Annotated in this window: 9 protein-coding genes; 6 read left to right on the forward strand and 3 right to left on the reverse strand. The window is 71.8% G+C overall.

Annotated elements, in window-relative coordinates:
* Positions 1-89: 89 nt before the first annotated feature.
* The 5 genes from ACQP2F_RS31895 to ACQP2F_RS31915 are packed head-to-tail and all read left to right on the forward strand — an operon-like array spanning position 90 to position 7,288.
* Positions 90-1,502, forward strand: a complete 1,413-nt coding sequence (locus ACQP2F_RS31895; RefSeq protein ID WP_433293962.1) for a pyridoxal phosphate-dependent decarboxylase family protein — start codon at positions 90-92, stop codon at positions 1,500-1,502.
* Positions 1,502-2,788 (forward strand): lysine N(6)-hydroxylase/L-ornithine N(5)-oxygenase family protein, encoded by a 1,287-nt coding sequence (locus tag ACQP2F_RS31900; protein ID WP_433293964.1) that lies wholly within the window; start codon positions 1,502-1,504, stop codon positions 2,786-2,788. Before ACQP2F_RS31895 ends, ACQP2F_RS31900 begins: the two co-directional genes overlap by 1 nt.
* Entirely contained in the window at positions 2,785-4,983 is a 2,199-nt protein-coding gene (locus ACQP2F_RS31905) for a GNAT family N-acetyltransferase (RefSeq protein ID WP_433293966.1), read from the forward strand. The genes ACQP2F_RS31900 and ACQP2F_RS31905 overlap by 4 nt, the downstream gene beginning before the upstream one ends.
* Positions 4,980-6,740, forward strand: coding sequence for a penicillin acylase family protein (locus tag ACQP2F_RS31910; RefSeq protein WP_433293968.1), 1,761 nt, complete (start codon positions 4,980-4,982; stop codon positions 6,738-6,740). Before ACQP2F_RS31905 ends, ACQP2F_RS31910 begins: the two co-directional genes overlap by 4 nt.
* Entirely contained in the window at positions 6,740-7,288 is a 549-nt protein-coding gene (locus ACQP2F_RS31915; RefSeq protein ID WP_433307674.1) for a GNAT family N-acetyltransferase, read from the forward strand. Before ACQP2F_RS31910 ends, ACQP2F_RS31915 begins: the two co-directional genes overlap by 1 nt.
* A gap of 30 nt (positions 7,289-7,318) precedes the next feature.
* On the opposite strand, the gene ACQP2F_RS31920 is transcribed toward ACQP2F_RS31915, so the two are convergent.
* Entirely contained in the window at positions 7,319-7,675 is a 357-nt protein-coding gene (locus ACQP2F_RS31920; protein WP_433293970.1) for a hypothetical protein, read from the reverse strand.
* A 147-nt stretch (positions 7,676-7,822) separates the two neighbouring features.
* Positions 7,823-10,033, reverse strand: a complete 2,211-nt coding sequence (locus ACQP2F_RS31925) for a ricin-type beta-trefoil lectin domain protein (RefSeq protein WP_433293973.1) — start codon at positions 10,031-10,033, stop codon at positions 7,823-7,825.
* 224 nt (positions 10,034-10,257) lie between these two features.
* Between ACQP2F_RS31925 and ACQP2F_RS31930 the strand changes: the two genes are divergently transcribed.
* Positions 10,258-12,510, forward strand: coding sequence for a LuxR C-terminal-related transcriptional regulator (locus ACQP2F_RS31930; protein ID WP_433293975.1), 2,253 nt, complete (start codon positions 10,258-10,260; stop codon positions 12,508-12,510).
* 8 nt (positions 12,511-12,518) lie between these two features.
* Here ACQP2F_RS31930 and ACQP2F_RS31935 read toward each other — a convergent pair whose 3' ends face one another.
* Positions 12,519-13,388: a DMT family transporter gene (locus tag ACQP2F_RS31935; RefSeq protein ID WP_433293977.1), complete on the reverse strand. Its 870-nt coding sequence runs from the start codon at positions 13,386-13,388 to the stop codon at positions 12,519-12,521.
* Between the last annotated feature and the right edge of the window lie 71 nt (positions 13,389-13,459).

Below are 13,459 nucleotides of genomic sequence, written 5' to 3' on the forward strand. Positions count from 1 at the left end.
GCAGCCCCCTGTTCCCGCGGACACACGTCACCCGCTAGGCTGCGCAAGTTAGGTGAGGCTAACCTTAGGAGGCAGCCTTGGAAGGATCCGTGTCCCCGCATCTGTTCTCGGGGTCCACTCTGGACGCTTACACGTCCGCGGTGTGGCACGCGTCGGCGCTGCTCGCCGACCGTGTGAAGGCGGTGCGCGGCCCGTACTCGGGCGCGTCCGTCGAGGACCTGCGGGACCAGGTCGGCGCCGTGGACCTCGACCGCCCGCTCGGCGACACCGGGGCGGCGCTGCACGAGGTCGCCCGGCTCTATCTGGACCACGCCGTCTGGTTCCACGAGCCGGCCTACGTCGCCCACCTGAACTGCCCGGTGGTCATCCCCGCGCTGAGCGCCGAGGTGCTGATCGCCGCGGTGAACTCCTCGGTGGACACCTGGGACCAGAGCACGGCCGGCACGCTCATCGAGCGCCGCCTGATCGACTGGACCGCCGGGCGGATCGGCTTCGGCCCGGACGCGGACGGCGTCTTCACCAGCGGCGGCACCCAGTCCAACCTGCACGGCCTCCTGCTGGCACGGGAGGAGACCGGCGGCGGGAAGATCTTCGCGACCACCGAGAGCCACTTCAGCGTGGCCAAGTCGGCCGCCGTCCTCGGCCTGGGCCCCGGCGCCGTGGTCGGCGTCGCCACCGACCGCGACGGAGGGATGGATCCGGCCGCGCTCGCCGCCGCCATCGACGACGCGGACGGCGCCCCGATGGCGGTCGTCGCCACCGCCGGCACCACCGACCTGGGCCGGATCGACCCGCTCGCCGCGATCGCCGACGTCTGCGAACGGCGCCGGATCTGGCTGCACGTCGACGCCGCGTACGGCTGCGGTCTGCTGGCCTCGCACCGCCGCCGGCACCTGCTCGAGGGCATCGAGCGCGCCGACTCGGTGACGGTCGACTTCCACAAGAGCTTCTTCCAGCCGGTCAGCTCCAGCGCGATCGTGGTACGCCGGGGCGAGGCGCTGGGCCGCATCGCGGTGCACGCCGACTACCTGAACCCGCGCGCCGCCACCGTGCCCAACCAGGTGGACAAGAGCCTGCAGACCACTCGCCGGCTGGACGCGCTCAAGCTCTGGATGACGCTGCGCGCGATCGGCTCGGACCGGATCGGCGAGATGTTCGACGCGGTGGTCGACCGGGCCCACGAGGCGCACCGGCACCTGCTCGACGACCCCGACTTCGAGGTCCTCGCCGCGCCGACGCTCAGCACCCTGCTCTTCCGCTACCGCCCGGCCGGGCTGAGCGTGCCGGAGTGCGACGTGCTGACGCCCCGGCTGCGGCAGCGGTTGTTCCACGACGGCCGGGCCATCGTCGCCGGCACCACCGCGGGCGGCCACCACTGGCTGAAGTTCACACTGCTCAACCCGAACACCACGATGGCCCACCTGCGCGACGTGCTCGACCTGATCCGCGAGATCGGCCGGGACCTGGCGGGCGAGCGGGCAGCGGCGCCGGTGATGGCCTGATGCGTACGCACGACTTCGTCGCGGTCGGCGTCGGCCCGTTCAACCTGGGTCTCGCGGCGCTCACCGCCGACCTGCCCGGCCTGGACGGCGTCTTCCTCGAGCGGCGGCCCGGCTTCGACTGGCACCCGGGCCTGATGCTCGAGGGCGTCACCATCCAGGTGCCGTTCCTCGCCGACCTCGTCACGATGGCCGACCCGACCTCGCGCTTCTCGTTCCTCAACTACCTCAAGCACACCGGCCGGCTGTACCCGTTCTACATCCGGGAGAGCTTCTACCCGCTGCGGGCGGAGTACAACGCGTACTGCCGGTGGGTCGCCGCCCAGCTGCCGTCGATCCGCTGGAACACCCCGGTCGAGACGGTCACCCACGACGGCGAGGCCTACCTCGTACACGCGGCGGGCGAGACGTTCCGGGCGCGCAAGCTGGTGCTCGGCATCGGCACGGCGCCGCGCGTCCCGGCCGTCGCCGACCAGGGCCCGTACGTGCACAGCGCCGACTACCTGCCGAACAAGGCGCGCCTGCAGGGGCTCGACTCGATCACCGTGGTGGGCAGCGGGCAGAGCGCCGCCGAGATCTACCACGACCTGCTCGGCGAGATCGATCGCCACGGCTACCACCTGAGCTGGCTCACCCGGTCGCCGCGCTTCTTCCCGATGGAGTACACCAAGCTGACCCTGGAGATGACCTCACCCGAGTACATCCGCTACCACCACGCGCTGCCGGCCGGCACCCGCGACCGGCTCGCCCGCGAGCAGCGCCACCTCTACAAGGGCATCAGCGGGGATCTGATCGACGCGATCCACGAGACGCTGTACGCCAAGAGCGTCGCCGGTCCGGTCCCGACGACCCTGCTCACCGGCGCCGAGCTGGCCGGCGTCATCTGGGACGAGCCCGCGCAGCGGTACACGCTGGCGCTGCACCACGCCGAGCAGGGCCGCTCGTTCACCGCCATCACCCAGGGCCTGATCCTCGCCACCGGCTACGCGCCGCGGGTGCCGTCCTTCCTCGACCCGGTGCGCCACCGGATCCGCTGGGACGAGCGCGGCCGCTTCGACGTCGCCGTCGACTACTCGATCGACGCCGCCGGCACCGAGATCTTCGTGCAGAACGCGGAGGAGCACACGCACAGCCTCACCGCCCCCGACCTGGGCATGGGCGCGTACCGCAACTCGGTGATCATCAAGGGGCTCACCGGTCGCGAGGTCTACCCGATCGAGCGGCGGATCGCCTTCCAGCAGTTCGGCGCGCCGACCGCCGGCCTTCCCCGGACGCTGGTGACCTCGTGAGGCTCGTACCACTGGACATCGACCGCGACCTCGGCCTGGTGCACGCGTGGGTGACCCACCCGCGGTCGCACTTCTGGGGAATGCAGGACGCCGGCCCGGACCGGGTCCGCGCCGAGTACCGCCGGATCGCGGAGAACCCGCACCACCACGCCTGGCTCGGCCTCGACGACGACGGCACTCCCCTGTTCCTGGCCGAGACCTACGACCCGGCGCACAGCGAGCTGGCCGCGCACTATCCGGTGCGGCCCGGCGATCTCGGCATGCACGTGCTGGTCGCGCCGCCGACCACGCCCCGATCCGGAGTGACCTCGGCGGTGATGCGCACGGTCCTGGACTTCTGCTTCGCCGACCCCCGCGTCGAACGGGTGGTGGTCGAGCCCGACGTGCGCAACGCGGCGATCGCCCGCAAGAACGCCGAGGCCGGCTTCGTCGAGGAACGGCAGATCGAGCTGCACGACAAGGTGGCCCGGCTGAGCTTCTGCACCCGCGGCGCGTACGAGATGAGCACCCCGCACCTGAGCCCGGCCGCGATCGAGCACGCCCACCGCCGCCTGATCGCCAAGGCGCTGGCCGAGTTCAGCCACGAGCGCCTGATCGAACCGGTCCCCGACGGCGACGGCTACCGCTTCGGCGAGCTCACCTTCCGGGCCCGCCGGTTCCCCCTGGAGCACTGGGTGGTCGACCCGCACTCGCTGCGCGGGCCGCTGGACGCGCTCGGCTTCATCGCCGGTCTGCGGGAGACGCTCGGCATCCCGGAGAAGCTGCTCGGCACGTACCTGGAGGAGATCTCCGCGACGCTGGCCGGCGCCGCCTGGAAGCACCATCACCGGCGGGAGACGGCCGAGGAGCTGGTGCACGCCGACTTCCAGGCGATCGAGGCGGCGATGACCGAGGGCCACCCCGGCTTCGTGGCGAACAACGGCCGGATCGGCTTCGGGCTGCGCGACCACGAGGCGTACGCACCCGAGGCCGGCCGCCCGGTCCGCCTGCGCTGGGTAGCGATCCGCAAGAGCGAGAGCCTGTTCGTGTCCGCCCGGCCGGAGGAGGACCACTACCGCGACGAGCTCGGCGACGAGACCCTCGACCGCTTCGAGCGCAAGCTGCGGTCCGAGGGCCTCGATCCGGGCGACTACCGCTATCTGCCGGTGCATCCGTGGCAGTGGGAGCACAAGATCGCCGTCACCTTCGCGCCGGACGTGGCGCGCCGCGCGATCGTGCCGCTCGACGCCGGGCTCGACCGCTACCGGGCGCAGCAGTCGATCCGCACCTTCTTCAACGTCGACCGGCCCGACCGGGACTACGTGAAGACCGCGATCGCCGTGCAGAACATGGGCTTCCTGCGCGGGCTGTCGCCGCGGTACATGCGGGCCACCCCACCGATCAACGAGTGGGTCGCCGAGCTGGTGAGCGGCGACGACGAGCTGCGCGCGTGCGGCTTCGGCGTGCTGCGGGAACGGGCCGCGATCGGGTACACCGGCGACGCCTACCACCGCACCGGGACCTCCTCGGCGTACACGAAGATGCTGGCCGCCCTCTGGCGCGAGAGCCCGGTGCCGATGCTCGCCGCAGGCGAACGACTGTCCACGATGGCGAGCCTGCTGCATCGGGACCGGTGGGGAGACGCGCTGGTCACCGCCCTGATCAAGGCCTCCGGCCAGACGCCGGCCGGGTGGGTCGCCGCCTACCTGCGCGCCTACCTGCGGCCGGTCGTGCACTGCCTGCTCGCGCACGACCTCGCTTTCATGCCGCACGGCGAGAACCTGATCCTCGTGCTGGAGAACCACGTGCCGCGCCGGGTGTTCATGAAGGACATCGGCGAGGAGGTGGCGGTGATGAACGACCGGCCGTTGCCGCCGGCCGTGGCGAGGATCCGGATCGACGTCACCGACGAGATCAAGGAGCTCGCTCTGTTCACCGACGTGTTCGACGGGTTCCTGCGGCACCTCGCCGGCATCCTCGACGTCGACGGCGTGCTTCCGGCGGACGAGTTCTGGGGCCTGGTGCGCGACTGCGTGCGCGGGCACGCGGCCGACCACCCCGCGCTGGCCGGACGGCTCGACCTCTTCCGGCCCACCTTCCGGCACTCCTGCCTCAACCGGCTGCAGCTGCGCGACACGCTGCAGATGGTCGACCTCACCGACCAGGCCGGCTCGCTGATCTTCGCGGGCACGCTGGACAACCCGATCGCCTCATGAGGGTCCTCCGCGACGACCACGGGATCCCGCACCTGCGGGCCGGCTCGGCCGACGAGCTCGCGTACCTGCAGGGGCGGGTGACCGCCGAGGACCGGGGGCGGCAGATCGAGGTCGAGCGCCGCCGCTCCGAGGGCCGGCTCGCCGAGATCACCGGCCGCGCCGGCCTGCCGTGGGACCGCTTCGCGCGGCGGGCCCGGCTAGACGACACCGCCCGGCGCTGCTTCGCCACCCTCGGCACCGAGACGAAGAGCTGGCTGCGGGCCTACACCGAGGGGGTACGGGCGGGCGGTGTCGCGTGGCAGCCGTGGTCCGCGCTCGGCGTCTTCCTCGTCCAGCACATCCTCTTCGGCACCTTCCCGAACAAGATGTGGCGCGCGCACGTCGAACGCACGCTCGGCCCCGCGGCGGCCGGCTGGTTCGCGATCGAGGGCCCGTCCGCGTCCGGCAGCAACGCCTGGGCGGTGCCCGGCCTGATCGCCGGCGACCCGCACCGCCTGCTCGAGCTGCCCGGCGTCTACCAGCAGATCCAGCTCACCTGCCCGGAGTTCGACGTGGCCGGGCTGACCTTTCCCGGCGTGCCGGGCGTGCAGCATTTCGGGCAGACCGAGGGCGTGGCCTGGGCCGTCACCAACGCGATGGCCGACTACCAGGACCTCTACATCGAGGACTTCCGCGATCCGCCGCTGCATGCTTTCTCCGAGACCATTCCGGTACGCGACGCCGCACCCGAAGTGGTCGAGATCGTCGAGACCGAGCGGGGCCCGGTCGTCGACGGCAACCTCAGCCTGCGCACCCCGGCCCGCGCCGGATCGGACCTCGGCTTCGGCGCGCTGCTGCCCCTGCTGCGGGCCCGGACCGTCGACGACGTGGCCGGCGCCCTGTCCCGCTGGGTCGAGCCGGTCAACAGCGTGCTGGTCGCCGACACCACCGGCCGCGTCCTGCAGCTGACCGCGGGCCGGGTGCCGATCCGCGACGACCGCAACCGGCACGTGCCGGTCCCGGCCGGGGACCCCCGGTACGCCTGGCAGCCCGGCTGGGCCCCGATGGCCCGGACCGAGGTGACCAGCGCGGTCAACGCCAACGACCGGCGGCCGGACACCGCGCCGTACGGCGTCGACTTCTCGCCGCCGGCCCGGGCCCGGCGGATCCGGGAGCTGCTCGACGCGGGCGCGCCGCCGGAGCGGATCCACATGGACACCGCGATGCCCGCCGGCAGCCTCGACGCCGGCCGGCACGCCGCGTGGCGCGACGCGGTCGCCCGGGCGCTGCACGAGCATCCCGCGCTGCGGCCGCTGTTCGCGCCGTCGCCCTACGATCCGCTCTTCGCGCCCTGGACCGATCCGCGGGCCCGGATCGGACTGGCCCTCGACGGGGTGCTGGCCGGCCTCGGTCTCGACCCGTCGTCACTGGTTCCGCCGCCCTCCGGGCCACCCTTCGCGGCCGCCGGGCCCTGGGGCGCGCGGCACCTGCTGCACCCGGTTCTGCTGCCCGGCCTGGACGCGGAGGTGCCCCGCACCGAGTTGTCCGGCTCGAACGACTCGGTGCTGTGCACGACCAGCATCCCCGGCGTCAGCGACGCCTGCCGGCGGGGCCCGGTCGCCCGCTACGTCTGGGACCTCACCGACCGCAGGCGCAGCCGCTGGATCGTCCCGTTCGGCGCGGCCGGGTCGCCCGGATCGCCCCACTTCCTCGACCAGCTGCCGCTCTGGTCGTCCGGTTCGCTGATCCCCGCCTTCGCTTCCGTGGAGTTGCCATGATCGTTTATGCCGAGAAGCTGCCCGGGCTGGGCGAGCTGACGCTGATACCGCTCGACCCCGCGGTCCACGCCGGGCTGGTGCACGGCTGGGTGGTCCAGCCGCGCAACCGGTTCTGGGGCATGGGCGACCATACCGTCGGTCAGGTCCGCGAGATCTACGAGTTCGTCGACAGCCTGGCGACCCATCACGCGTACCTCATCCGCATCGACGAGCGGCCCATCGGCATCTTCCAGACGTACGAGCCGGAGCACGACCCGGTGGGCGACCGCTACCCGGTCGAGCCCGGCGACTTCGGCATCCACTTGCTGCTCTCCCCCGGCGACGTGGTCCTGCCGCACCTGAGCACGCTGACCGTCCCGGCGCTGCTCCGGTTCGCCTTCGGCGACCCCGCCCACCGGCGCCTGATCGCCGAGCCGGACATCCGCAACGAGAAGGCCGTACGCCGCCTCGAGCGGCACGGGTTCACGCTGGGCCCGGAGATCGACCTGGGCCACAAGCGGGCGAGGCTGACGTTCCTGACCCGGGCCGGCTTCGCCGCGGCCGGGTGACGGCCGGCCGCGGCAGCGGGCCGCGCGCGCTCAGAACGCGAGCTGCTCGGCGTACTCGGTAAGGGCGATCAGCCGCTTCTCCTCGACCGCCGGCATCGTGTAGTGGCGTTCCCGGATGCGCGCGAGCAGCTCCGCCGGCAGGGCGACATGGTGGCGACGCACGTAGTAGGACAGATCCTGACGCCAGAGCCACTCCCCGTCCGTCATGATCGACGACCCGCCGAGGATCTCCTGCGCCGGATCGAGCACATCCCGCTCGACGTCCATCATGTCGATCAGCAGGTAACCGCTGTCGAGATAGGCCGTCACCCGCTCGGCGTCCTCGAGCGGCTCCGCCCCCACGTGGTCGGCGATGCTCAGCGCCGGCTCCACTGCTCCTCCGTCCACGCCGCGTAGTCCTCGGCCGTGACCTGCGGATTCATTGCTTCCTCAATCCAACGCGGGCTGCTCAGCGTACCCGCCACCGCCCGCCGGGCCGACGTCGGATTGCCTCCGACGCCGGCCCGCCGCTGACCGGATTGCGGGTGAGCGAGCCTACGGGAACGACACCAGATAGACGTTGTTGGTCGTCGAGTTGGCCGGCCCCCCGGTGTTGTTGATGATGTGCGAAATGGTGCCGACCCCGCCCAGCGAGACCACCGCCATGTCGTGGAACTTCACGCCGGCCACCGCCGGCACCTCGAAGGCGCGCAGCGACGAGACTGAATTGTTCACGTTGAAGAAGCAATAGCTACCGAGACCCCACGCCTCGAACGTGGTGACCCCGGACGCCACCTTGATGGCCGGGTAACCGTTCTGCGAGCCGTTCATCCAGGCGGCCTGGTTCGGCGGGTCGTACGGCATCTCGTTCTGGAAGAAGACGATTTTGCCGTTGGCGCCGTTCCAGACGACCTCGTTCTTCTGGTAATGCTCGACGAACAGGCCGGTGGCGAGCACGTTGTCGCCATTGACGGTCAGCCCGTTGTCCGCGGTGTTCACCGTCCAGCCGATCCCGGCGCCGTGATCGGCGCGCCAGGCCCAGGTGTGGTCGATGATGGTGTTGTTGCTGTTGACGACCAGGCTGTTGGTGGCCTTTCCGGCGACCATTCCGCCGATCCGGAAGAAGACGTCCTGCACCGTCGTCGGGTTGGCCGCATGCGACACGGCCGACTTGGCCAGGCCCACTTTCAGCAGGGTGTCACTGTTCGTGGTTCCGGCATCGAAAAGCAGACCCTTCAGCCGTACGCCGTCGACGTCCGCCACGTCCATCGCATTGACGCCGTTGTCGGGAATGATGGTCGGGTAGCCGATGCCGAGCACCACCGTGTTGGCCTTGGTGACGTGCAGCGTCTGGTTCACGTGGTAGATGCCCGGCGTAAAGAAGAGGTTGCAGCCGTTGGCCAGCGCCGTATTGATGTTCGCCGCCGAGTCGCCCTGCTTCACGACGTAGAAGTTGCTCATCGGCAGCGACGTTCCCGGCGTGCTGCCGCTGGCCCAGCTCGGCCCGGAGGCGTTGGTGCGCAGCGAGGGCAGGAACACCCGGTACTTGCCGGCCGAGTCGAGGTAAAGATACGGCACGTCGCGCGACACCGGCGTGGTCGCCAGCGTCGTGTAGCGCGGTCCGGCCGCCGGGTTGGTGTTGAAGTTGGTCGCCGGCGCGCCGTTGGTGCCCGAGAACACCATGTTCCAGTTCGAGCCGCTCCAGCTGCCCAGCGTGCTGTCCTTGGTGTACCACTGCTGCTGGGAGGCCGACTCGACGTTCCCGTCGACCTTCGAGTCGGAGATGTAGCCGCCGCTGGCCCAGCCGTAGCTGGCCGGGAACAGGTTCAAACCCCCGAGGACATGCATGCGGCGGTACGGCGCGGCCTGCGCGACGGCCCAGCGATTGGTCCCGCCGAGCGTGTTGACCGACAGGTTCTCGGCCGAGCGCCAGAAGTTCTGTGTCGCGTTGCCGGCGTCGCTCGCGTTGAAGGCGTCGACCGTCACCGCGCCGTTGATGCGGGTGTCGTCGGGGTTCTGGCCGAGGCCGAGGATCGAGGTGTTGAAGCCGATGTTGGCGCCGACCGCGTACGGCGTGGTGCTCGGCTTGAACAGCAGCGCGTCGCGCCGGGTGCCGAACTGCGCCGACTGGGTGTCCTTCTGCGCGTTGAAGACGCTGTCCAGCGAGGACTGGATCGTGGCATCCGACATCGAATGGTCATAGATGTGAACGTTCGGGCCGAGGTCCGGGGTGTCGGAGTAGGTCGGACAGGTCCCCGGGTTCGTCGTCCCGGTGGTGACCGTGAACGCCTGGGCTCCGGTGCCGTTGCAGTCCCAGATCTGCAGGCGGGTGCCGTTGGCGGTGGCCCCGCCCGGCGCGTCCATGCAGCGGCCGGACTGCGGGTTCTTGAGGGTGCCGTTGGTCTGCTGCACCCACGCCTGCGCCCCGGTGCCGTTGCAGTCCCAGAGCTGCAGCTTGCTGCCGTTGGCGGTGCCGCCGCTGGTCACGTCCAGGCAGCGGCCGATCGTGGTCAGCGCGCTGCCGTTCCAGCTCCAGTGCTGGTCCACGCTGGTGGCCTGGCAGTCCCAGAGCTGGACCGCGGTGCCGTTGACGCCGGTGTCGTCGCCGCTGACGTCGACGCACTTCCCGCCCGGCCCGGCGATCGTGTTGCCGACGATCGCGGCCGAGGCGAACTGCGTCGTGCCGAAGAGTCCGAGCGCGGCGACCACGCTCAGCACCAGTGCCGCGACCAGCCCACGGCGGCGCCATCGGGGGACAGCATTCATGCGCTTCCCTACTTTCTTGTACCTACCAGCAGTGGGGGGACGAAGAGAGCGCTCTCCAGCCGGAGTCTTGTGACGGCTTTGTTAACTGTCAATGAAGAAGGTGCGAACGGGCACCGGAACCGGCGACTCGTGCACCGGCGATCCCCTTCGGTCCGCGGCCGCGCGGGCGGCCCAGTGAGTGACGGGACGGCGTGCCGGGTGCCGGGCGCGGTAAGTTCACTGGCGTGGACCCCCAGGCCGGCCACGACCCGGCGGAGCGCGGCGTCGCCCCCGCCGCGCCGCCGTTCGAGCTGCTCGAGGCGAAGATCGAGCCACCCGCCGACCGGGCCGGCACCGTCACCCGTACGGCGTTGCTCGATCGCCTCGACGCGGTGAGCGACGTTCCGGTGATCGCCGTGGCCGCCCCGCCCGGATACGGCAAGACCACACTTCTCGCGCAGTGGGTGAAACGCCGCGGCCCCCGCGCGGCCTGGTTCTCCTGCGACGACGACGACAACGATCCCGCCGTCCTGCTGACCTGTCTCGGCGCGGCGCTCGGCCGGGTGGACCCCGGCGCCTCGGCCGCCTTCGACACCGTCGCCTCGTCGACCCTCGGTGTCGCCGCCATGTTCGAGCTCACCACCGCGCTCAGCGCGCTCGGCCCGTTCTCGATCGCGATCGACTCGGCCGAGGCGATCACCGATCCCGAGTCGCGCCGGGTCCTCGCCGAGTTCGCCCTCACCCTGCCCAGCGGGTGGCAGCTGGCGATCGCGTCGCGGAACGCGCCGCCGCTGCCGCTCGGGCGGCTCCGGGCCGGTGGCCGGATCGTCGAGATCGGAGCGGCCGAGCTCGCCATGGATCCGGACGAGGCCGGGCAGCTCATCGCCGGGGCCGCGGTGGACCTGCCGGCCATCGGCGTGGAGGACCTCATCGCCCGCACCGAGGGCTGGGCGGCGGGCCTCTACTTCGCCGCCCTCTCCATCCGGGCCGGTACCCCGCACCGGGCGGCCGGCTTCGCCCTGGCGCAGACCGAGACTCTCATGCTCGACTATCTGCGTTTCGAGCTGCTCGACCGGGTGTCGCCGGCGGAGGCGTCGTTCCTGGTCCGGACGTCGGTGCTGGACCGGATGACCGGTTCGCTGTGCGACGCGGTGCTGGAGGCCGCCGGTTCGGCCGGGGTGCTGGATGATCTCGCCGCCCGCAACATGCTGGTCATCCCGGTCGACCGCAACCGGCACTGGTACCGCTACCACCACCTGCTGCGTCGCCTGCTCGGCACCGAGCTGCGGCGGCGCGAGCCGGAGTCGGTCCCTCCGCTCCACCTGCGGGCGGCGCGGTGGCTGCGGTGCCACGGCCTGCCGGAGGCCGCCATCCGGCACGCGCAGGCGGCTGGCGACGCCGATCTCGTCGCCGAGCTGGTGCTGGAGGCGATCCAGCCGGTCTGGGCGAGCGGCCGGGTGGAGACCGTCCTGCGCTGGATGGAATGGCTCGACGAACGCCGCGCGGTCGAACGCTACCCGGCCATCGCCGTGCACGGGGCGCTCATCCTGGCGCTGCTCGGCCGGGCCCGGGAGGCGGACCGGTGGGTGGCCGTCGCCGAGCGGGGCGAGAAGTCCGGTGTGCTCGCCGACGGCAGCACCATGGAAAGCGTTCTCGCCTATCTGCGTGCCCTGCTCGGCCGGGACGGGGTCGAGGCGATGCGGCGCGACGCCCGCGAGAGCTCGGCCGGCCTCGGCCCGGACAGCCCCTATCGCGTCACCACCACGCTTTATGTCGGCATCTCCCACCTGCTCGAGAACGACCTCGACCGGGCCGACCCGATCCTGGCCTCCGCGTTCGACGACGCGCTCGCGGCCGGGTCGCCGCCGGTGGCCGCCCTCGTGCTGGCCGAACGCTGCATCCCGGCCGCCGCCCGGGGCGACCTGGCCGCGGTCGAGGCGCTGTCCGCGCGGGCGCTGGCGATCGTCGAGGACGGGCACTTCGAGGGGTACTGGTCCAGCGCGCTGATCTTCGCCCAGGCCGGGCTGGCCGCAGCGCTTCGCGGCGACCGGGCGGCGGCCCGGCGGCATCTGGTCCGGGCGACCCACTTGCGGCCCCTTCTGACGTACGCGTTGCCGGTCGTCTCCGTGCAGACGCTGCTCCAGATGGCTCGTGCCTATCTCACGCTGGCCGACGCCGACGGCGCCGACGCGGTCCTGCGGCAGGCCGCCGAGATCCGCCGTCGCCGCCCCGACCTCGGTGACCTCGGGGCGCAGGCCGACGAGCTGCGGTCCGAGCTGGGCGGGCTGCCCCTCGCCGGGCACGGCGCCTCCTCGCTGACCGCCGACGAGCTGCGCCTGCTCCCGCTGCTGGCCACCCACCTGTCCCTCGGCGAGATCGCGCTCCAGCTGCACACCGCGCCGGCCACGGTGCAGACGCGGGCCTGGTCGATCTACCGCAAGCTCGGCGTCGCCGACCGCGACGCGGCGGTGGCCCGGGCCGGCGAGCTCGGCATGTAGGACCGGGATCAGCCCACCGGCACGGCGGCCGGGGCCGGAACGGTGCGGTGGGCGCGCTCGATCCGCTGGCCCCAGAAGACGCCGGCCAGGACCAGTGCGATGCCGGCCGCCGCGAGGACGGTCAGGCGCTCGCCGCCGAGGCTCAGGCCGATCAGCACCGCCCACACCGGCTCGGTGCCCAGCAGCAGGCTCACCCGGGCGGCCGAGCTGCGGCGCACCGCCCACAGCTGCGCCACGAACGCGAAGACGCTGCAGCCCAGCGCCAGGTACAGCACGCCCAGCCAGGCGTCGGCGCCGAGGCCGGTGGCGGCCGGGAGCAGGGCCGGACCGGCCGCGACGGCGAACACCACCGCACCGACCACGGTCTGCAACGTGGTGAGCGTGACCGTGTCGTAAGCGGGCCTGCTCAGCCGCCCGGAGAGCGTGACGTGCGCGGCCCGGACCACGGCCGCGCCCAGCATCAGGGCGTCGCCGGCCGACGGCGTACGCAGGCCCGGGCCGGCGACCAGAAGCACCACCCCACCGGTCGCGACCGTGGCGGCCAGGAAGAACCGCGGTGGCAGGCCGCCCTGCAGCAGCGGCGTGAGCAGGATGGTGAGGCTGATCAGCACGCCGGCGTTGGTGGCACTGGTGCGCGACACACCGTACGTCTCGAGCGCCAGCACCGACGCCTGCGTGCCGCCGAGCAGAAGTCCCACCCACACCTCGCCCCGCGCCGGACGCCGGCCGATCATCAGCGGCAGCATCGCCGCCGCCGACACCAGATAGCGCAGCGCCAGCACGACCAGCACCCCGCCCGCCGCGACCAGCGTCTTGGCCGCCAGGTAGCTGCTTCCCCAGATCACGGCCACGGCCACCAGCAGAAGGTCTCCCGTCACACCGGAAGCCTCCGTCCCGCCGATACGGTAGACAAGACGCCATCTGCTGAATCGACGATGTAGTGGGACTA

This window comes from Actinoplanes sp. CA-030573 (genome assembly GCF_050951115.1).
In the GTDB taxonomy this organism is placed as follows: domain Bacteria; phylum Actinomycetota; class Actinomycetes; order Mycobacteriales; family Micromonosporaceae; genus Actinoplanes.